Source organism: Acidovorax sp. GW821-FHT10E03 (assembly GCF_059415205.1).
This window is the reverse complement of sequence record NZ_JBWKMU010000003.1, coordinates 345738-363965: the sequence shown is the minus strand read 5'-3', so window position 1 is coordinate 363965 and position 18228 is coordinate 345738. Positions and strand designations below refer to the sequence as shown.

Here is an 18228-nt window from a genome sequence, read left to right as displayed (position 1 = left end):
CATGAGCATTGAAATCCGTAACGTCAGCAAGCAGTTCGGCGACTTCCAGGCGCTGCGCGACGTGAGCCTGGACATCGCATCGGGCGAACTCATCGCGCTGCTCGGCCCCTCGGGCTGCGGCAAGACCACGCTCTTGCGCATCATCGCGGGACTGGAGACGGCCGACGTCGGCACCATCCACTTCAGCGGCGAGGACACCACCGACGTGCACGTGCGCGAGCGCAACGTGGGCTTCGTGTTCCAGCACTACGCGCTGTTCCGCCACATGACCGTGTTCGAGAACGTGGCCTTCGGCCTGCGCGTGAAGCCCCGTGGCGAGCGCCCGAGCGAGGCGCAGATCAAGCAGAAGGTGACCGACCTGCTCAAGCTCGTGCAGCTCGACTGGCTGGCCGACCGCTACCCCTCGCAGCTCTCGGGCGGCCAGCGCCAGCGCATCGCGCTGGCCCGCGCCCTGGCGGTGGAGCCCAAGGTGCTGCTGCTGGACGAGCCCTTCGGCGCGCTGGACGCCAAGGTGCGCAAGGAACTGCGCCGCTGGCTGCGCCGCCTGCACGACGAGCTGCACGTGACCAGCATCTTCGTCACGCACGACCAGGAAGAGGCACTGGAGGTGGCCGACCGCGTGGTCGTGATCAACCAGGGCCGCATCGAGCAAAGCGGCTCGCCCCAGCAGGTGTGGGACCAGCCCGCGAGCCCCTTCGTCTACGGCTTCCTGGGCGACGTGAACCTGTTCCACGGCCGGGCGCACGAGGGCCTGGTGCACCTGGAGGGCATGCAGATCGACTCGCCCGAGCACCAGGGCGCGCAGAACGCCAAGGCTTTTGCCTATGTGCGCCCCCACGACCTGGATGTGGAGCGCTACTCCCCGGGCGCCGGGCTCGACGCCCAGGGCCGCCCGCGCGGCATCGTGGCGCAGCTGAGCCGTGCCATCGTGGTGGGCCCGATCGCGCGCCTGGAACTTATTCCATCCCAGGATCACAAACCAGCGGACAATGCGTCCCCGGAACACTTGATCGAAGCGCAGATACCTGCGCAGCAGTTCAAGGAGATGGGGTTCAAGGAGGGCGAAACGCTGGTGGTGACGCCGCGCCGCGCCCGTGTTTTTCTGGACCACGCCGCCGGGATCTGATTCCCCCGAGCCGCTGCGCGTCTTCCCCCTGGGCGGACGTACCCGGTGGACTGGCGGGGCCAGATCCACGGGTGCACTGGTGCGGGGCACGCCCGTTTTACCGGCGGCACCGTTTGCAACGGCTATTGATGAGGGATAAGAAATGAACTGGTTGACTGCGGCCCCGCGCCGTGTGCTGGCGCTGATCAGCGTGGCGTGTGTGGCGATGCTCGCCTTCGGCATGTACCTGCAGCATGTGGTGGGCCTGGAGCCTTGCCCCATGTGCATCGTGCAGCGTTATGCTCTCATTGGTGTAGCAATCTTCGCAGGTCTGGCAAGCGCCAGGGACGCTAAAGGCTGGTGGATGGGCTGGGGTGTGCTGGCCCTGGTGGCCTCGGGCTTCGGCGCCTTCGTGGCGGCCCGCCAGAGCTGGCTGCAGTGGTACCCGCCCGAGGTCGCCACCTGCGGCCGCGACTTCTACGGAATGATCGAGAACTACCCCATCAGCCGCGCCATTCCCATGATCTTCCGGGGCTCGGGCGACTGCGCGGCGGTGGACTGGACTTTCCTGGGGGGCTCGATCGCCAACTGGTCGTTTGTCTGCTTCGTGGGTTTCGCGGTGGTGCTGCTGGCGCTGCTGGTGCGCGGCATGCGCGGTGGCCGCCGTGGCGGCGGGCTGTCCATGGCCTGAGTTTTCCAGGCTTCGTTTCAAGGCAAAGGCGCCCCTCGGGGCGCCTTTTTTGTGGCTAGACCGCGTGGGCCCGCCCCGGCTCAGGCGAAATCTGCTTCGGCAAACGGAAACGCCACACCCTCCGTGCCATCCATCCACGCCGGCAGTTTGGGCATCACGCTGGCCAGCAGTGGTGATGACTGCCAATCAGCCAGCCAGGCCTGTAAATGCGGCCAGGGCTGGGCCGCCCACCAGCCCATGTCGATGCCCGCGAACTGGCGCACGAACGGGGCGATCGCCATGTCGGCCAGCGCTGCATGGGCGCCGAACAGGTGGGGCTGGGCGCACAGGCGCGCATCCAGCGTGCCCAGCCAGGCGGTGGCCGCCGCGCGTTCGGCCTCGATGTCCGCACCCGGGTGGCGGCTGGGGTACTTGCAGCGGTCCAGGGCCTGCTTGAAGGGGCCGTCGCATTCGGCAATCAGCGCCAGCATCTCTGGCACCGTGCCCCCGGCGGGCGCGAGCCAGCCTTGGGGGTCGTGCTGCTGCAGCGCCCACAGCATGATGTCCAGGCTCTGCTCCAGCACGCGGCCATCAGGCAGGACGAGCACCGGCACGGTGCCCTTGGGCGAGGCCTGCAGCAGGCCCCGGGGCTTGTTCTTGAGCACCACCTCGCGCAGTTCGCAGGCCTGGCCGCTCACGGCCAGGGCCAGCCGGGCGCGCATCGCATAGGGACAGCGGCGGAACGAATACAGAACGGGCAGGGCGGTGGCGGTGCTCACGCGGTGTCGTCCTTTTGGGGGGCGCCTTCCGGGGCTCCGCCGTGCACGCGCACTGGCGTGCCGGGCTGGCGCGCGCCGATGTGTTCCTGGCCGCGCCGGGCGGCCAGCTGCATCTGCCGCTCGCGCTCGGCCAGGGCGCCCTCCTGCTTGGGCGTGCGGGTGCCGTGGCAATAGGGACAGCTCACGCCCGCCACGTAGTGCGGCGACTGCAGCTCCGCCTCGCCCAGGGGCATGCGGCACGAGCGGCACAGCTGGTGGTGCCCGGGCACCAGGCCGTGGCCCACCGACACGCGCTCGTCGAACACAAAACAGTCCCCATGCCAGCGGCTGGTTTCCTCGGGCACGGTCTCCAGGTACTTGAGGATGCCGCCTTCGAGGTGGAAGACCTCCTCGAACCCCTGCGATTTGAGGAACGCGGTGGATTTTTCGCAGCGGATGCCGCCCGTGCAGAACATGGCCACGCGGGGTTTGCCCGCCAGCACGCCGCCGGGCCCCGATTGCGCGGCCACCCAGGCCGGAAACTCCGCAAAGCTCCTGGTGTGCGGGTTGACGGCGCGCTCGAACGTGCCGATGCCCACCTCGTAGTCGTTGCGTGTGTCCACCACCACCACGCCGGGGTCGTCGATGAGCGCGTTCCAGTCCTCGGGCTTCACATAGGTGCCAGCGTTGCGGGCCGGGTTCAGGCCCGGTACGCCCAGGGTGACGATCTCGCGCTTGAGCCGCACGCGCATGCGGTAGAACGGCATGCGCTGCGCGTGCGCCTCCTTGTGCTGCAGTGCTGCAAAGCGCGGGTCGCTGCGCAGCCAGGCCAGCACGGCCAGCACATCGGCTGGCTCGCCCGCGATGGTGCCGTTGATGCCCTCGGGCGCCAGCAGCAGCATGCCGCGCACGCCGCGCTCGTCGCACAGGGCCTGCAGCGGCGCGCGCAGCGCGGCGCAGTCGGGCAGATCGACAAACTGGTAGAGGGCGACGGTGAGAAAGCGGGGTGTGACCGAGTGCACAAGAAATGGGAAAGCGGGAAACAGAAGGTCGATGATAGCCGTCACTTTTCGTTACGATGAGCGGTCGCCAACGCTGCACCCAAGGTGGTTTTATGGGCAAGGAATCCACAGTCAACCTGTTTCGCCGGCTGGAGCAGCTCAACGGCATCGGCGCCGCGCTCTCGCGCGAGCGGGACATCGACCGGCTGCTGGAGAACATCCTGGAGGCGGCCAAGGCCATCACCGGCGCCGATGGCGGCACGCTCTACAGCGTGACCGAGGACCAGTCGGCGCTCAAGTTCGAGATCCTGCGCACGGATTCGCTGGGCATCCGCCTGGGCGGCACCACGGGCAAGCCCATCGATTTTCCGCACCTGCCGCTGCGCAACGCCGATGGCTCGCCCAATGATTCGCTCGTGGCGGCGCACGCCGCCATCCACGACCGCACCGTGAACATCGCCGATGCCTACAGTGCCCAGGGCTTCGACTTCTCGGGCACGCGCGCCTTCGATGCGCGCACGGGCTATCACTCGCAGTCGTTCCTCACCGTGCCGATGAAGAACCACGACCATGAGCTCATCGGCGTGCTGCAGCTCATCAACCCCCGCGACCCGGAGACGGGCGCGGTCACGACCTTTTCCGAGGCCGACCAGGGCCTGGCCGAGTCGCTGGCCTCGCAGGCCGCGATCGCGCTCACGAACCGGCTGCTCATCTCGCAGCTCGAACGCCTGTTCGAGTCGTTCGTGAACCTCATCAACCTGGCCATCGACGAAAAATCGCCCTACACCGGCGGCCACTGCCAGCGCGTGCCGGCCCTCACGCTGATGCTGGCCGATGCGGTCAACGCCACACGGCAGGGGCCGCTGGCGAGCTTTCGCATGAGCGAGCGCGACCGCTACGAGCTCAAGATGGCCGGCCTGCTGCACGACTGCGGCAAGATCACCACGCCCGTGCACGTGGTGGACAAGGCCACCAAGCTGCAGACGATCTACGACCGCATCGGCCTGGTAGACACGCGCTTCGAGGTGCTCAAGCGCGATGCGGAACTGGCCGCGCTGCGCCGCCAGCTGGCGCTGCGCCCCGTGGTGGATGCGCGGGCCGAGGGCCAGGAGCTGCAGGCCCTGCAGCACGAGATCCAGGCGCTGGAAGAAGACCGCGACTTCCTGCGCCGCTGCAACACCGGCACCGAGGCCATGCGGCCCGAGGACCAGCAGCGCGTGCGCGACATCGCCGCCATGCGCCACTGGCGCAACCCGCAGGGCGTGCAGACGAGCTTCTTGACGGCCGAGGAGGTGGAGAACCTCACCATCCGCGCGGGCACGCTGAACCAGGCGGAGCGCGACACCATCAATTACCACATCGTCGCCACCATCAAGATGCTGGAGACGCTGCCCTGGCCCCGGCACCTGAAGAACGTGCCCGAGTACGCGGGCGGCCACCACGAACGCATGGATGGCAAAGGCTACCCGCGTGGCCTCACGCGCGAGCAGATGTCGCTGCAGGCCCGCATGATGGGCATTGCCGATATCTTCGAGGCCCTGACGGCGGCGGACCGGCCGTACAAGAGCGGGATGACTTTGTCAGAGGCGCTGGCCATCATGTGCCGGATGCGGGACAACGGGCACATCGACCCAGACCTGTTCGAGGTGTTCGTGCGCGAGGGGGTGTATCTGCGGTATGGGCAGGAGTTTCTGGATGCGGGGCAGGTGGACGGGGTGGATGTGGGGGCATTGGGGTTTGTGTAGCTGGGGTTGCTAGCTGCTGTTGATAGCTTGTGCTGTTGTTGTGCTGTGCTTGTGTTGGGGGCGGGGGCCGGGCGCACACCCCGGCCTCCGCCCTTCGATCAGAAGCAGTAATTACTATAAAAACAATAGCGGCTGGCGCTTTCTATATAAGCGCACACGGCCCATTTTGATCAAATCACCCCCCATCCCGCACACACCCCTCCAGCTTTCCCCGATCCATCACCTCCACCACCCGGTACCCCACCCGCAGGATTCCCTCGTCCTCCCACAGCTTCAACTGCCGGTTCACGCTCTGCCGTGACACCCCCAGCATGAAGGCCAGGTCTTCCTGCGACACCGCCAGCGTGGTCGCCCCGTCCGAAGCCTCGGGCCGCGCGTCCAGCGTCAGCAGCCGGTGCGCCAGCCGCACGGGCAGCGGCTGCAGGATGGCGTCATCGATCCACGCCAGCGCCTGGCGCAGCCGCATGCACACCAGCCTGGTAAACGCCATGTGCACCTGGGGCTGCGTGTTCACCAGGTGGTGGAAGTCGTCGGCATAGACCACGGCGATCTCGGTGGTATCGGCCGCGCAGGTGTCGTACACGCGCTCACGGCCCACGAATAGGGAGACCTCGCCAAACCAGTGGCCGGGCTCCAGCACGGCGATCACCGCCTCGCGCCCGCCCGGGGCTACCACGCTCACGCGCAGCGAGCCGCTGACCACGCCGAACAGCGCATCGGGCGCCGAGCCCTTGAGGAACAGCGAATCGCCGCGCTGCAGCTGCTTGTGGTGCGCCACCCGCAGCAGTTGATGCTGCACATCGTCCGGCAGGCGCAGGCGGTCGGCGGCGTCGGGCGCGGTCAGCGCATGGGGTGTGTCGGGGGACACGGTGGGGGAGCGGGGCGGGGGCGTGCGCAGGGGGGGCATGGGGCGATGGCGGGCGGTAGGGCGCGTGCGTGTGCGTACAGGTGGAGCGCGAGCAGGAAGGAGGCGGGCGGGGCGGGTGGCACGGTGTACCGCATGCGGCGCCCGGGTGGAAGGCCTGTGCGGGTTTGTCCGGGGCCGCAATTGCCAACAACGGACAGTCTGCACAACGCCGGCTGCGGATAGTCGGTGGCTGAGCAGCGCAGGGCGCAAGAAAACAAGCGCAGCGCCCTGACCCGAACCCTCCATCTGAAAGACGATCCGCGATGACCTCCACCCCCTCCACCCCCTCCACCTCCACCTCCACCTCCTCCACCTCCTCCACCTCCGGCATGCCCACCACCCCACGCACCGCCCTGCAGGCCCTGCGCGAGAAAACCGTGCTGGACCATTTTGCCGACGAGACCCGCCAGGACTTCGACGCGGTGCTGGACACCTTTCCGCACCCGCACTACGAACTGATTCCCACCGGTGAGGTGCACGACGGCAACGATGCGGTGCGTGCCTATTACCTGGCCTCGCGCAAGGCCTTCCCGGACCAGCGGCACGAGATCATCCAGCTGCGCCACACCGACGACGCGGTGATTGTGGAGTTCTGGCTGCTGGGCACCCACCGGGGCCCGCTGGGCAACCTGCCGCCCACGGGCAACAGCTTCCGCTGCCGCATGATTGCGCTCTTCATCTTCGAGGGCGAGCGCCTGGTCTGCGAGCGCGTGTACTTCGACTCGATGACCATGCTGCGCCAGTTGCTGGCCGGCGTGCCGCCCGCGCAGCTACCGGCCATTGTGGGTTCGCTGCTGGCGGCCGGGCCCACCAGCGCGCCTGCGGCCGCCCCGCGCCAGGCCGAACCCGCCGCCGCGGCGGCCGCATGAGCGCCGGGCTGGCGGGGCACCATGCCGTCATCACGGGGGGTGCCCAGGGCATCGGCCTGGCCATTGCCCGGCGCTTCCTGGCCGATGGCGCCCGTGTGTCCCTGTGGGACCGCGACGCCCGTGCGCTCCAGGCCGCCCGTGCCGCGCTGGATGCCGCCGGCCGCATCCACACGGCCCGGGTGGATGTGGCCCAGGAGGCCGATGTCGAGTCGGCCGCGCAGGCCAGCGAGGCGGCGCTCGGGCCCATCACCGTGCTGGTGAACAACGCCGGGGTGCTGGGGCCGCTGGCCCCGTTGTGGGAACACACCCCGGCGCAGTGGCGCCAGGTGGTGGAGGTGAACCTCACGGGCGCCTTTCTGTGCTGCCGGGCCGTGGTGCCGCGCATGCTGCGGGGCCTGGCAGGTGAGCAGCCGCCCGGCCTGGGGCGGCGCATCGTCAACATCGCGTCGGTGGCGGGCAAGGAGGGCAACGGCCTGAACGCGGCGTACTCCGCGTCCAAGGCCGGGCTCATCGCACTCACCAAGTCGCTGGGCAAGGAGCTGGCGGGGCCGGGCATCCTGGTCAATGCCATCACGCCCTCGGCGGCCGACACGGCGGTGTTCGATGCCGTACCGGCCGAACACCAGGCCGCGCTGCGCCAGAACCTGCTCGCGCGCGTGCCCATGGGCCGCTTCGTGCTGCCCGATGAAGTGGCCGCGATGGCGGCCTGGCTGGCCTCGGCCGACTGCTCGTTCAGCACCGGTGCGGTGTTCGACATCTCGGGCGGGCGTTCGCTCTACTGATCTGCCCATTTCTCCAGGAGAACTCCATGAAAAGAGACAACGCCCCTTCCACCCTGGCGGCGGTCACGGACTTCGACGGCGCCCGCAGCGCGCCGTCGCCACAGGACCGCCTGCGTGCGCTGCGCCGCAGCGGCGCGCAGTTCCGCGAGTGGTTCCTCGACGAGCCGGCCGTGCGCTATGCCCGCAGCTTCGACCTGCTGCGCATTCCCTATCCGGCCTGGTATGCGTTCAGCGGCGTGTATTCGCAGCAGCTGCTCAAGCCGCACATGGTGCATCTGCTGGCGCGCACGGTGCTCATCCAGTTCGAGGACTTCGGGGGGCAGCTGCGCCACCTGCTGTTCACGCCGGCAGACCACGAGACGGGGCGCGACACGCCGTACTTCCGCCGCCTGAGCGAGCAGACACCGGCCTTCCTGCACGGCACCATCGCGCCCATCCACGGCACCGTGCTGGATGCCCTGGCCAGCGTGGGCGTGGCGCCCGAGCGGATCGACTACATCACCTACGACCACCTGCACACGCAGAACCTGCGGCGCTGGCTGGGCACGGACGGCGGGCCTGGCCTGCTGCCCAACGCGCGCCTGCTGGTGCATCGGCAGGAGCTGGCGAGCGTGGCGGGCCTCTTGCCCACCCAGGCCGACTGGTACTGCCCCGATGGCCTGCGCGGCGTGGCCAGCGACCGCATCGTGCCATTCGACGGCAGCGTGCAGCTGGGCCGGGGCGTGGCGCTGGTGCACACGCCGGGGCACACCGAGGGCAACCATTCGCTGGTCTACCGCGTGCCGGACGGCCTGCGCGTGAGCAGTGAAAACGGCGTCTCGGCCGACAGCTGGGCGCCCGAGGTCTCGCGCCACAACGCCATCCGCCGCTTCGCCAAGGCGACCGGGGCCGAGGTGATCCTGAACGGCAACACGCAGGAAAACAGCAACGACCAGTACCTCTCGATGGTGCTGGAGAAGACCATCGCGGGCACCTCGGCGTCGCACGGCTTCAGCAACGTGGTGCCGTCGAGCGAATGTTCGCCGCACTGGCTCTTTCCGGGCGCGCCCACGGGCCACCTCTGGGGCACCACCGAATCGGGACAGCTGCAGCGCGTGTGACGCCAGCGCACTGCAGGTGCACCACGCGACAAGAACAAACCCAGGAGACAACCCATGAACACGGCCACCTATGGCGCGGCTGCGGCGGCATCCGCTGCCACCGAGGACACCAGCACCCACGCGCTCTACCGCAAGATCAGCTGGCGGCTCATACCGCTGCTGTTCGTCTGCTACATCTTCAACTACCTGGACCGCACCAACATCGGCTACGCGCAGCTGCAGATGAAGGCCGACCTGGGCTTCGGCGATGCGGTCTTCGGCCTCGGGGCCGGGGTGTTCTTCATCGGCTACGCACTGTTCGAGATCCCCAGCAATGTGATGCTGGCGCGCGTGGGCATGCGGGCCACGCTGCTGCGCATCATGGCGCTGTGGGGTCTGGCATCGGCGGCCACCTTGTTCGTCACCACGCCCACGCAGTTCTATGTGCTGCGGTTCCTGGTGGGGGTTTTCGAGGCAGGCTTTGCGCCGGGCGTGCTGTTCTACCTCACGCTGTGGTTCCCGGCGCAGCAGCGTGCGCGGGCCACGGCGCTGTTCTTCATGGCCTACGGAGCGGCACCCATCGTGGCGGGCCCGCTGGCGGGGCTGACCATGACGTACCTGGACGGCGCCCTGTCCCTGCGCGGCTGGCAGTGGCTCTTCGTGGTGGAGGGCTTGCCGTGCGTGTTGCTGGGCGTGCTGGCCTATCGCTGGCTCGACAACCGCCCCGAGGAGGCTGGCTGGCTCACATCGCAAGAAAAAGCCCAGGTGCGGCGCGATCTGGCGCAGGAGCAAGCCATCGGTGGCGGCGCGCCGCAGTCCTTTGGCAGCGCATTGCGCAACCCGCAGGTGTGGCTGCTGGGGTTCATCTCGTTCCTGGTGATCCTGGGCATCTACGCCATGTCGTTCTGGCAGCCCACCCTGCTGCAGTCCATGGGGCTGTCGGTGCTGCAGATCGGGTTCTACTCGGTGGTCCCGGCGGCGCTGGGCATCGCTGCCACGCTGGTGGTGGCGCGGCATTCGGATCGCACCCAGGAGCGGCGCTGGCACTTTGCCGTGGGCGCGGTGCTCGGGGCCGTGGGGCTGTCGCTGACGACCCTGTTCATGCACAGCCCCTGGGCGGCCGTGGCCTGCCTGTCGCTGTCGGCCATGGGGGTGTCCAGCGCCTTCGCGGTGCTGTGGGCGGTGCCCGCCAGCCTGCTGGCCAAGGACGCCGCGGCGATGGGCATTGCGCTCATCACCACGCTGGGCGGCACGGCGGGCGTGGTGGCGCCGGTGATGGTGGGTGCCATCAAGTCGGCCACGGGGAGCTTCAGCCTGAGCCTGTACATCCTGAGCGGCGCGCTGGTGCTGGCGGCGGCGCTGATGGTGGCCGTGGGGCCCCGCAGGCGTGTTGCCTGACGGGATACATCTGCTATTGTCGTGATAGCTGCTAGCGCTTTATGAACAAGCGCTGGAAGCCAATTTCATTCATGTTTCCTCCGCCGCCATGCGGGCCTGAGCCCGGAGCCAGTCGCTGAACGCCAGCAGGGCGTCCGTGGCCGGGCGCGACTGCAGCCGCGTGAGCCAGTAGGCGCCCCGGTGCAGTTCTTGGACAAAGGGCCGCACCAGGCGGCCCTGCTGCAGTTCGCGTGTGAACATGCGCACCGGCAGCAGCGCCATGCCCGCGCCCTGTGCCGCTGCTTCCGCCAGGGTGAGGGACGAGTCGAACACCGCGCCGCGCACCACGGGGCAGGGGGCGCCCGCGGCCTCGAACCACGCCGCCCATTCATCGGTGCGGTAGCTGCGCAGCAGTGGTTGCCGTGCCAGGTCGGCCGCCGTGCGCAGGCCGTGGGCCAGCGCGGGCGAACACATCACGGACATGGGCGCGTCCATGATGCGTTCGGCATGCGTGCCGTGCCAGGCGCCGTCGCCAAAGCGGATCGCGCAGTCCAGCCCTTCGCCCGCCATGTCCACCCGGTTGTTGTGCGTGAGCAGGCGCAGGTCCACAAAGGGGCAGGCTTGCTGGAAGTCGCGCAGCCGGGGCAGCAGCCAGCCCACGGCAAAGGTGCCCACGGCGCCCACGGTCAGCACCTCGCGCGGGCGGGTGTCGCCCAGCTTTTCCAGCGCACGCTCCAGGCTGGCGAACGATTCCACCACCACCGGCAGCAGCGCCTGCCCCTCGTCCGTCAACGCCAGGCCGCGCGGCAGGCGGCGGAACAGCGGCTTGCCCAGGCGGTCTTCGAGCTTGCGGATGTGCTGGCTCACGGCGGTCTGGGTGACGTGCAGTTCCTCGGCCGCCCGCGTGAGGTTCAGGTGGCGCGCCGAGGCTTCGAACGCGCGCAGGGCATTGAGCGGAAGATGCATAAGTTTTTCTGGGGGCTGGCGGCAATTATTGTCGATGGTGCTGGGGGCTGTATCACCGTATCGTTCGGTCCTTGCTTCAACTCACCCCTCCATCTCTTATGCAAAGACGACAGTTTTCCTTGGGTTTGATGGCTGCCACCGCCCTGCCTATCTGGGGCTGCGCCGCCGCCGGCACCGCGGCGGACCGCGGCACCACGGCCCGCCAGTGGAATGACACGCTGGCCGGCATCGAACGCGCCGCCCAGGGCCGCCTGGGCGTGGCCATGCTGGACACCGGCTCGGGCCTGGCGCTGGGCTGGCGCCAGGACGAGCGTTTTGCCATGGCCAGCACCTTCAAGGCGGTGCTGGCGGGCTGGATGCTGGCGCTGGTGGACCAGGGCAAGGAGCGGCTGGACCACCGCCTGCACTACGGCCGCGAGGCCGTCATCGCCCATTCGCCCGCGAGCGGCCCGCGCGCGGGCGACGGCGGGGGCCTCACGGTGGGCGAACTCTGCGCCGCCACCGTGAGCCTGAGCGACAACACCGCCGCCAACGTGCTGCTGGCGCGCCATGGCGGGCCGGCCGGGTTCACCGCCTTCGTGCGCTCGCTGGGCGACACCACCACGCGCCTGGACCGCACCGAGCCCACGCTGAACGAAGCCAAGGTGGGCGACCCGCGCGACACCACCACGCCGCTGGCCATGCTGCAGACCCTGCAGAAACTGGTGCTGGGCGATGTGCTCACACCCGCGTCGCGCGCCTGGCTGCAGCGCTGGCTGGTGGAGACGAGCACCGGCGACCAGCGCCTGCGCGCCGGCGTGCCGGGCTGGAAGGTGGGCGACAAGACGGGCACGGCCGGCGACAGCGGCACGGCCAACGACATCGGCGTGTTGTGGCCCCCGGGCGGCGGCGCGCCGGTACTGGTGACCTGCTACCTCACGCGGTCCGCCGCCGCGCCGCAGCAGCGCGACGCGGCCATTGCGCAGGTGGCGCGCGCCGTGGCGGCGGCGCGCGAAACACTCAGAGCCTCTTGACCAGCACCTGGCTGCGGCGGTCCCAGTTGTACTTGCGCTTGCGCGCGTCGGGCAGCCAGTCAGGGTCCACGGGCTGGAAGCCGCGCTTGATGAACCAGTGCATGGTGCGGGTGGTCAGCACGAAGATGCTGTCCAGCCCCTGCAGGCGCGCGCGCTGCTCGATGCGCTTGAGCAGCTTCTCGCCGTCGCCCGTGCCCTGGCTTTGCGGGGACACGGTCACCGCGGCCATCTCGGCCGTCTTGGCCTCGGGGTAGGGGTAGAGCGCCGCGCAGCCGAAGATCACGCCGTCGTGCTCGATGATGGTGTAGCTGGCGATGTCGCGCTCGATCTCGGTGCGGTCGCGCTTGACGAGGGTACCGTCCTTCTCGAACGGCTCGATCAGCTGCAGGATGCCGCCCACGTCGTCGATGGTGGCTTCGCGCAGCTCTTCGAGCTTCTCGTCGATCACCATGGTGCCGATGCCGTCGTGCACGTACACCTCCAGCAGCAGCGAGCCATCCACCGCGAATGGCAGGATGTGGCTGCGCTCCACCCCGGCCTTGCAGGCCTTCACGCAGTGCTGCAGATAGAAGCCCGTGTCGGTGGGCGTCTGCGCGGTGGGCAGCGTGGCCAGCAGGGCCTGCGCGGCGGCCAGGGGCAGCTCGGTGTCGATGGGGTTGTCCTCGCTCTCGGGTTCGCCGGGCAGCATGCGGATGCCCGGCACCTCGGTCAGGAAGATCAGCTTGTCAGCGCGCAGCTCGATGGCCACGCTGGTGGCCACTTCTTCCATGCTCAGGTTGAAGGCCTCGCCCGTGGGCGAGAAGCCGAACGGCGAGAGCAGCACCAGCGCGCCCATGTCCAGCGTGCGCTGGATGCCGGCCACGTCCACCTTGCGCACCAGGCCCGAGTGCTGGAAGTCCACGCCGTCCACGATGCCCACGGGCCGCGCCGTGAGGAAGTTGCCCGAGATCACCCGCACCGTGGCGCCCGCCATGGGCGTGTTGGGCAGGCCCTGGCTGAACGCGGCCTCGATCTCGTAGCGCAGCTGGCCTGCGGCTTCCTGCGCGCAGTCGAGCGCCACCGAATCCGTGATGCGGATGCCGTGCGAGTATTTCGCCGCATGGCCCTTGGCCGCGAGCTGCTCGTTCACTTGCGGGCGAAACCCGTGCACCAGCACGATGCGCACGCCCATGGCCTGGATCAGCGCCAGATCCTGCGCGATGTTGTGCAGCTTGCCCGCCGCGATGCCTTCGCCCGTGAGCCCGATCACGAAGGTCTGGTTGCGGAACTTGTGGATGTAGGGCGCCACCGAGCGGAACCAGGGGACGAAGGTGAAGTTGAAAACGGCGGACATGGGCGGTGGAGGGCGGTGGGGTGGCCTTGGAGTGAGGGGAAAACCGGCAACGGCGGGCGGCCGCGTGCGGCCGCCAAGTCGCGCATCATAAGCATGCAGGGCTTTCGCTGTCCGGGGCAGGTGCGGGTTGGCTTCCGGTTTGTTGCCGAAACGCGGCCAGCCGGGCCGCGAAGGGCTCCAGGATCAGGGCTTCGTCGGGCCCCGTGTGGGCTGCCACCGCAATGGCCACGCCACTTCGGGCCATCAGCGTCTGCATCTCGGGCTGGGCGATCATGCCGTGGTCCAGCAGGGCCTCCACCAGGCGGGTGAGGGCCTCCCGGTGCTGGCGCAGCAGGGCGCTGGCGCGCTGGTACTGGGACTGCAGCAGTTGCTCGATGGCCGCATTGCTGGGTTCCACGTCGGTGTTGAGGTGGTTGTCCAGCTCCACCGTCACGTCGGTGCGGGACAGGCGCGTGCCAAAGCCGTGGTGGCGGATGAACCGCGCCGCTTCGGCCGTGACCTGCTTGTAGTCCTGCTCGGCGCCGGTCGTGCAGGCCATTTCGCCAAACACCAGCTCCTCGGCCACCCGGCCCGCCAGGCCCACGCACATCATGTCGAGCGCGTTCTGCCGCGTGGTGACCTTCAGGCCCGCGAAGCTGTTGTAGCCGCCCTCGAACGAGGCGATGTTGATCTTCACCTCCTGCGGGGCCTGGCCGAACAGCAGGCAGTACACCAGTCCGTGGCCGGCTTCGTGCACCGCCAGCAGGGCGCGGAAGTCGGCATTGGCGCGCTGCTTGAGGCGGTTGAGCTCCAGCGCCACCGCAAACTGCGCCTGCCGCGCCTCGCCCTGGCCGCCGAGGCCGCGCACCACCAGGTGGCGCTTGTCGGCCGCCAGCGTGATGGCGACGTCCTGTGCCAGGGGCAGCTGCTGCTCCAGTGCCCACAGCGCGGCGTTGACCAGGTTGGCGCTCAGGATCGCGTGCACCGACGAGAACAGCGGCCGCGTGCCCTGCGCCGGAAACACCGCGTTGGCATACAGCTCGTCCAGCACGTCCTGCCCGATGGCAAAGCGCACGCCGCACTGTGCGGCGATGTCGTCGCAGTAGCGCGCGCACAGGTTGCGGATGAGCTGCTCGTAGGTGGCCTTGTTGAACGAGGGGTAGATCACGTGCTCGTTGCCCAGCCGGGCGATCTGCTCGGGCTTGAAGCGTTCGCTCAGGGCCTTCTTCACGTCGATGAGCGAGAGCTTGCGCGTGAGGTGGTGGAAGATGTCGGCGTCGGTGTCGCAGTCTTCCACGCGCTGCGCGGTCTCGTGGTACATCTCGTCGAGGTTGCCGCAGACGAACACCAGCAGCTTGCTGTAGTCGGTCTCCCAGGACGACAGCGACTGCTGGAACCGCGTGAACAGCGCCTGCACCTGCGCGGGCGGCCACTGCATGATCTCGGCCAGGGGCTCCGAGAGCTTGAGCATGCGCTTGAGCTCCTGGGCATCCCAGGCGTCGAGCTGGAAGCGGTAGGGCTTCTTGCCGGCGCGCTCGTCCTCGTTGTCGTCGGCGCGTTCGGCTTCGTAATGCGCGTCGGCCAGCTTGCGCTCGATGTTGGTGAGGGCGCTCAGCGCGGGCGGCAGGCGCCCGTCGGACAGCAGCGTCCACACGTCCTGGTAGCGCTCCACCTTCACGTCGGCGCCTTTGGTGTCCACCGTGCGAAAGCGCTGGAACTCGTCCAGCACCAGCATGCCCGGCGCGCCCTCGTGGATGCCGGAGTCCGCGAGCATGCCCGAGATGGACGAGCTGCGGTAGCTCGCGCCGTGGCTGAAGCCGTCCATCTGCACCTCCACGAAGCGGTCGTAGAAGCCCAGCAGCTGCGCCAGGCGCCGCGTGAGCTGCGTCTTGCCCGTGCCGGTCAGGCCCCACAGGCACACGATCACGGGCCGGGTGATGAGCTGGGGCAGCACGTACCAGGCGCGGATGGCGTCGACCACGCGGTCGATCACGTCGTCGATGCCAAACAGCTCGGCCTTGAGCTGCGCTGCGGCCAGCGCCAGCGCCTGCTGGCGCTGGGCCAGCAGCTCCCGCTGCGCGATGGGCGGAGCGGGCCGCTTGTGCGGCGTGTCTTCGGAAAGGGTGGAAAGGTCCATGGTTTTCAATCGTTGTGTCGCATCAGTCGCTTTCGGTGAAGCGGGATGTCTGGATCGCCTTGCGCAGGGCGACGTTGTCCGCGCGGCGCTGGGCCCCGCGGGCTCGGATGTGCTTGCCTGCCGCGCTCGACAGGCTGCGCCGGGCCAGTGCGGTGGCCACGGGATTTCGGGGCGGGCCCGAGGACTCGAGAACTACGACCAGGGGCTGCTTCATGCGGCGCAGCTTCTTGATCTCACCCTGGGCATAGGCCCGGGACAATTTTTTGGCACTCATGTGCACTCCACAAACAAAAAACCCCGGCAATGGAGCCAGGGCTTGCGGAGCGCGTGGGGGCGCCGGGGGCCAAGGCTGGACAGTGCGTGCGCACACGGTCCAGCCGGGGCGGTGGACTGTGGTCAGGCGGGAGCGAACAAGGGAACAAACATAGCGGTGACCTCCAGTGTTTTCAGGGGCTGCCGTGGCGGCGGGCACATGCCTGAAAGAAAGAAGCGCGAATTGTGGCGAGGCCCCGGGGGCTTGGCAAGCGCAGGGGGCCGCGAACGGCTGCATTTGTCGTGTGAAAGGAACAGTGCCGGGCGGCCCGTGCCCTGCGCCTGTGTGCTGCGGTGGTTGCGGGGCGGGCGGGCCGGCGCTCAGCCCTGCCGGCGGTAGGCCCAGCCGGCGGCGTGCATCCATTCCTCCTTGTCGCGGGTTTCCACGACCAGCTCCACCAGATCGCGGCCGTCGTTGAGCGGCACCTGCACCGCCATGCCGGCGCGGTCCGGCGACAGGGGCAGCAGGAACTGGCTGTCGTCCCAGAAGAGGTAGCCGGGAAGCTCGGGCAGCTCGCGCAGGGCGGCCGCCCCCACACCCAGGGCCAGCGGAATGGATTCGGACGCTTCGTTCGCGAGCAGCCAGGTGCTGTCCAGCCGCGATATCCACTGCGCAGGGAGCGCGGCGGCGGCGCGCGGCATCTGCTGGCCCACGGGCATGGTGACCCAGTAGTGTCCCGCCGTGGCGGGCTCGCGCGAAAGCAGGTAGCGGCGGCCGTCGGCCATCTCCCAGCGGTAGTGGGTGCGGGGCTGGGCATCCGACCACCACCACCCGTCGCTGCGCGGGCGAAGCCCCGTGCACAGCGGTGCCCAGTCCTTCGCCGGCGCGGACCAGATCCACAAGTCGATCTGCTGGCTGTCGGGCGAGAGGACTTTCAGGGGTTTCGAGGAGCGGCCATAGATGCCGAGCACCGCATCGACCGCGCTGGACGACGAGGTGGCCAGCGCGGGGGCGGCGGTGGACACCTTGGGCGGCAGCGCAGGGAGCTGGCCGGTTTCCTGCAGCGCGCGCAGCAGAATGCCTTCGGCGATGGGCCCGGGCTTGAAGCTGGAGGCGCTGCCCGTGAGCAGCAGGGCCAGGCCCGCCTGCGGCAGCACGTGGAAGTCGCTGGCGTAGAACATCGTGCTGCCGCTCTTTTGCCATGCGAGGACGCCCGCGGCGCCCAGGCCCTGATGCCGCGTGCTGTCCCATCCCAGGCCGGCGTGCCAGTCGGGCGTGAGGTGAAGGTGCGTGCCCTGGCCCTGGTCGCGGCCCATTTCCAGCACGGCGGCTTTCGAGACGATGCGCCGGCCGTCGTATTCACCGCCCTGCAGGAGCATCGCGGCGAGCTTCATCATGTCGCCCGGCGTGGTGCACAGCCCGCCGGTGGCGTAGCCCATCACGAACTCCTGGCCCTGGCGCACCTTGTGGATGTACCCATGGGCGAAGCTGCCTTCGGGCAGTGGCAGCAGCGTGTAGCCCGAGCGGGCCATGGCCAGTGGGTTGAAGAGGACCGATTGCACGAATGCCGGGTAGCCTTGCCCGGTGACCGCGAGCACGATGCGCTCGACCAGCGTGAAGCCGTCGTTGCAGTAGGTCGCCAGCGCCCCGGGCGCATGTTTGAGGTGCACGCCGGCCAGCGCCGCCTCCAGCCCCGCCGCATAGCCTGACAGCGGCGCAAAGGAAAACATGTTGTGCGCGTGGGTGCCCGGCAGCCCGGAGGCATGGCTCAGCAGGTGGCGGACGGTGATGTCGCGGTAGTCTTCCGACAGCATCGTGAACCGGGGCAGATAGCGCACCACGGGGGCGTCGAGCTGCACGAGCTGGCGGTCCACCAGCACCATGACGGCCAGCGCCGCGAGCACCTTGCTGACGGAGCCGACATTGAAGCGCGTGTCGGGCGTTGCCGGGGTGGCGGACGTGTCGTCCAGCACCCCGAACGCCTCTTGCCAGACGAGGCGGTCGCCGTGCAGCAGCGCGACGGAAGCGGCCCGCGCATCGCTGCGCAGCATGGCCTGGCGTATTTCGTTGCGGCCCCAGGCCATGGTGGCCGACATCGCGGGGCCGGGGTTGCCGGTGCCCCCGCAGGCCGGCAGCAGGGGGCCCAGGGCTGCGGTGCCGGCCCATGCGAGCCAGTCGCGGCGCGAGGAGGGCGGTGGGGTGGCGCTGTCGCGGGCGGAAAAATTCGGGGCAGATGTCTGCGGGAGCATGCGGT

General features: G+C 69.0%; 16 protein-coding genes. 8 read left to right on the top strand and 8 right to left on the bottom strand.

Going from position 1 to position 18228, the window contains the following annotated elements:
* Position 1: 1 nt before the first annotated feature.
* Positions 2-1126 carry a sulfate/molybdate ABC transporter ATP-binding protein gene (locus AC07OD_RS07480; protein WP_218341063.1) on the top strand — a complete coding sequence of 375 codons (1125 nt, stop codon included), beginning with the start codon at positions 2-4 and terminating at the stop codon, positions 1124-1126.
* A 142-nt stretch (positions 1127-1268) separates the two neighbouring features.
* Complete coding sequence (locus AC07OD_RS07475) at positions 1269-1796, top strand: disulfide bond formation protein B (protein WP_218294705.1); 528 nt, start codon at positions 1269-1271, stop codon at positions 1794-1796.
* An 80-nt stretch (positions 1797-1876) separates the two neighbouring features.
* Here AC07OD_RS07475 and AC07OD_RS07470 read toward each other — a convergent pair whose 3' ends face one another.
* Together AC07OD_RS07470 and trhO are read right to left on the bottom strand one after the other, a co-directional pair.
* A complete protein-coding gene (locus AC07OD_RS07470) occupies positions 1877-2497 on the bottom strand; it encodes a glutathione S-transferase (RefSeq protein ID WP_494596050.1) in 621 nt (206 codons plus the stop codon).
* A 53-nt stretch (positions 2498-2550) separates the two neighbouring features.
* Positions 2551-3555 (bottom strand): oxygen-dependent tRNA uridine(34) hydroxylase TrhO, encoded by a 1005-nt coding sequence (trhO, locus tag AC07OD_RS07465; RefSeq protein WP_494595890.1) that lies wholly within the window; start codon positions 3553-3555, stop codon positions 2551-2553.
* Between the two features lie 92 nt (positions 3556-3647).
* Between trhO and AC07OD_RS07460 the strand changes: the two genes are divergently transcribed.
* Entirely contained in the window at positions 3648-5279 is a 1632-nt protein-coding gene (locus AC07OD_RS07460; RefSeq protein ID WP_494595888.1) for a GAF and HD-GYP domain-containing protein, read from the top strand.
* Between the two features lie 175 nt (positions 5280-5454).
* Here AC07OD_RS07460 and AC07OD_RS07455 read toward each other — a convergent pair whose 3' ends face one another.
* On the bottom strand, positions 5455-6186 hold the full coding sequence (locus tag AC07OD_RS07455) for a Crp/Fnr family transcriptional regulator (RefSeq protein WP_494595886.1): 732 nt from the start codon (positions 6184-6186) through the stop codon (positions 5455-5457).
* 329 nt (positions 6187-6515) lie between these two features.
* On the opposite strand from AC07OD_RS07455, the gene AC07OD_RS07450 reads away from it, so the two are divergent.
* From AC07OD_RS07450 to AC07OD_RS07435, 4 genes are read left to right on the top strand one after another with little or no spacing between them, the layout of a single operon-like run.
* The gene (locus AC07OD_RS07450; protein WP_494596048.1) at positions 6516-7055 is read left to right on the top strand and encodes an ester cyclase; all 540 of its coding nucleotides are present in this window, start codon (positions 6516-6518) and stop codon (positions 7053-7055) included.
* Positions 7052-7837 (top strand): SDR family NAD(P)-dependent oxidoreductase, encoded by a 786-nt coding sequence (locus AC07OD_RS07445; protein ID WP_494595884.1) that lies wholly within the window; start codon positions 7052-7054, stop codon positions 7835-7837. The genes AC07OD_RS07450 and AC07OD_RS07445 overlap by 4 nt, the downstream gene beginning before the upstream one ends.
* A gap of 26 nt (positions 7838-7863) precedes the next feature.
* Positions 7864-8937, top strand: a complete 1074-nt coding sequence (locus AC07OD_RS07440) for an MBL fold metallo-hydrolase (RefSeq protein ID WP_494595882.1) — start codon at positions 7864-7866, stop codon at positions 8935-8937.
* Positions 8938-8991: 54 nt separating this feature from the next.
* Positions 8992-10314: an MFS transporter gene (locus AC07OD_RS07435; RefSeq protein ID WP_494595880.1), complete on the top strand. Its 1323-nt coding sequence runs from the start codon at positions 8992-8994 to the stop codon at positions 10312-10314.
* Positions 10315-10383: 69 nt separating this feature from the next.
* On the opposite strand, the gene AC07OD_RS07430 is transcribed toward AC07OD_RS07435, so the two are convergent.
* Positions 10384-11259 carry a LysR family transcriptional regulator gene (locus tag AC07OD_RS07430; RefSeq protein ID WP_494595878.1) on the bottom strand — a complete coding sequence of 292 codons (876 nt, stop codon included), beginning with the start codon at positions 11257-11259 and terminating at the stop codon, positions 10384-10386.
* A 98-nt stretch (positions 11260-11357) separates the two neighbouring features.
* On the opposite strand from AC07OD_RS07430, the gene blaACA reads away from it, so the two are divergent.
* Positions 11358-12272, top strand: coding sequence for an ACA family class A beta-lactamase (gene blaACA / locus AC07OD_RS07425; RefSeq protein WP_370628465.1), 915 nt, complete (start codon positions 11358-11360; stop codon positions 12270-12272).
* Here blaACA and argA read toward each other — a convergent pair.
* The 4 genes from argA to AC07OD_RS07405 all read right to left on the bottom strand — a co-directional run bounded on the left by argA (position 12259) and on the right by AC07OD_RS07405 (position 18223).
* Complete coding sequence (argA, locus tag AC07OD_RS07420; RefSeq protein WP_218294715.1) at positions 12259-13605, bottom strand: amino-acid N-acetyltransferase; 1347 nt, start codon at positions 13603-13605, stop codon at positions 12259-12261. The genes blaACA and argA overlap by 14 nt on opposite strands.
* Before the next feature lie 85 nt (positions 13606-13690).
* Complete coding sequence (locus AC07OD_RS07415) at positions 13691-15721, bottom strand: AAA family ATPase (RefSeq protein WP_494595875.1); 2031 nt, start codon at positions 15719-15721, stop codon at positions 13691-13693.
* A 22-nt stretch (positions 15722-15743) separates the two neighbouring features.
* Positions 15744-15995: a hypothetical protein gene (locus AC07OD_RS07410; protein ID WP_218294716.1), complete on the bottom strand. Its 252-nt coding sequence runs from the start codon at positions 15993-15995 to the stop codon at positions 15744-15746.
* A gap of 359 nt (positions 15996-16354) precedes the next feature.
* Positions 16355-18223 (bottom strand): serine hydrolase domain-containing protein, encoded by a 1869-nt coding sequence (locus AC07OD_RS07405; protein WP_494595873.1) that lies wholly within the window; start codon positions 18221-18223, stop codon positions 16355-16357.
* Positions 18224-18228 lie beyond the last annotated feature (5 nt).

What these genes read in the sequence shown, in the direction of transcription:
- AC07OD_RS07480 (WP_218341063.1), top strand. Translation starts at nt 2, where the DNA reads ATGAGCATTGAAATCCGTAACGTCAGCAAGCAGTTCGGCGACTTCCAG.
- AC07OD_RS07475 (WP_218294705.1), top strand. Translation starts at nt 1,269, where the DNA reads ATGAACTGGTTGACTGCGGCCCCGCGCCGTGTGCTGGCGCTGATCAGC.
- AC07OD_RS07470 (WP_494596050.1), bottom strand. Translation starts at nt 2,497, where the DNA reads ATGCGCGCCCGGCTGGCCCTGGCCGTGAGCGGCCAGGCCTGCGAACTG.
- AC07OD_RS07460 (WP_494595888.1), top strand. Translation starts at nt 3,648, where the DNA reads ATGGGCAAGGAATCCACAGTCAACCTGTTTCGCCGGCTGGAGCAGCTC.
- AC07OD_RS07455 (WP_494595886.1), bottom strand. Translation starts at nt 6,186, where the DNA reads ATGCCCCCCCTGCGCACGCCCCCGCCCCGCTCCCCCACCGTGTCCCCC.
- AC07OD_RS07450 (WP_494596048.1), top strand. Translation starts at nt 6,516, where the DNA reads ATGCCCACCACCCCACGCACCGCCCTGCAGGCCCTGCGCGAGAAAACC.
- AC07OD_RS07445 (WP_494595884.1), top strand. Translation starts at nt 7,052, where the DNA reads ATGAGCGCCGGGCTGGCGGGGCACCATGCCGTCATCACGGGGGGTGCC.
- AC07OD_RS07440 (WP_494595882.1), top strand. Translation starts at nt 7,864, where the DNA reads ATGAAAAGAGACAACGCCCCTTCCACCCTGGCGGCGGTCACGGACTTC.
- AC07OD_RS07435 (WP_494595880.1), top strand. Translation starts at nt 8,992, where the DNA reads ATGAACACGGCCACCTATGGCGCGGCTGCGGCGGCATCCGCTGCCACC.
- AC07OD_RS07430 (WP_494595878.1), bottom strand. Translation starts at nt 11,259, where the DNA reads ATGCATCTTCCGCTCAATGCCCTGCGCGCGTTCGAAGCCTCGGCGCGC.
- blaACA (WP_370628465.1), top strand. Translation starts at nt 11,358, where the DNA reads ATGCAAAGACGACAGTTTTCCTTGGGTTTGATGGCTGCCACCGCCCTG.
- argA (WP_218294715.1), bottom strand. Translation starts at nt 13,605, where the DNA reads ATGTCCGCCGTTTTCAACTTCACCTTCGTCCCCTGGTTCCGCTCGGTG.
- AC07OD_RS07415 (WP_494595875.1), bottom strand. Translation starts at nt 15,721, where the DNA reads ATGGACCTTTCCACCCTTTCCGAAGACACGCCGCACAAGCGGCCCGCT.
- AC07OD_RS07410 (WP_218294716.1), bottom strand. Translation starts at nt 15,995, where the DNA reads ATGAGTGCCAAAAAATTGTCCCGGGCCTATGCCCAGGGTGAGATCAAG.
- AC07OD_RS07405 (WP_494595873.1), bottom strand. Translation starts at nt 18,223, where the DNA reads ATGCTCCCGCAGACATCTGCCCCGAATTTTTCCGCCCGCGACAGCGCC.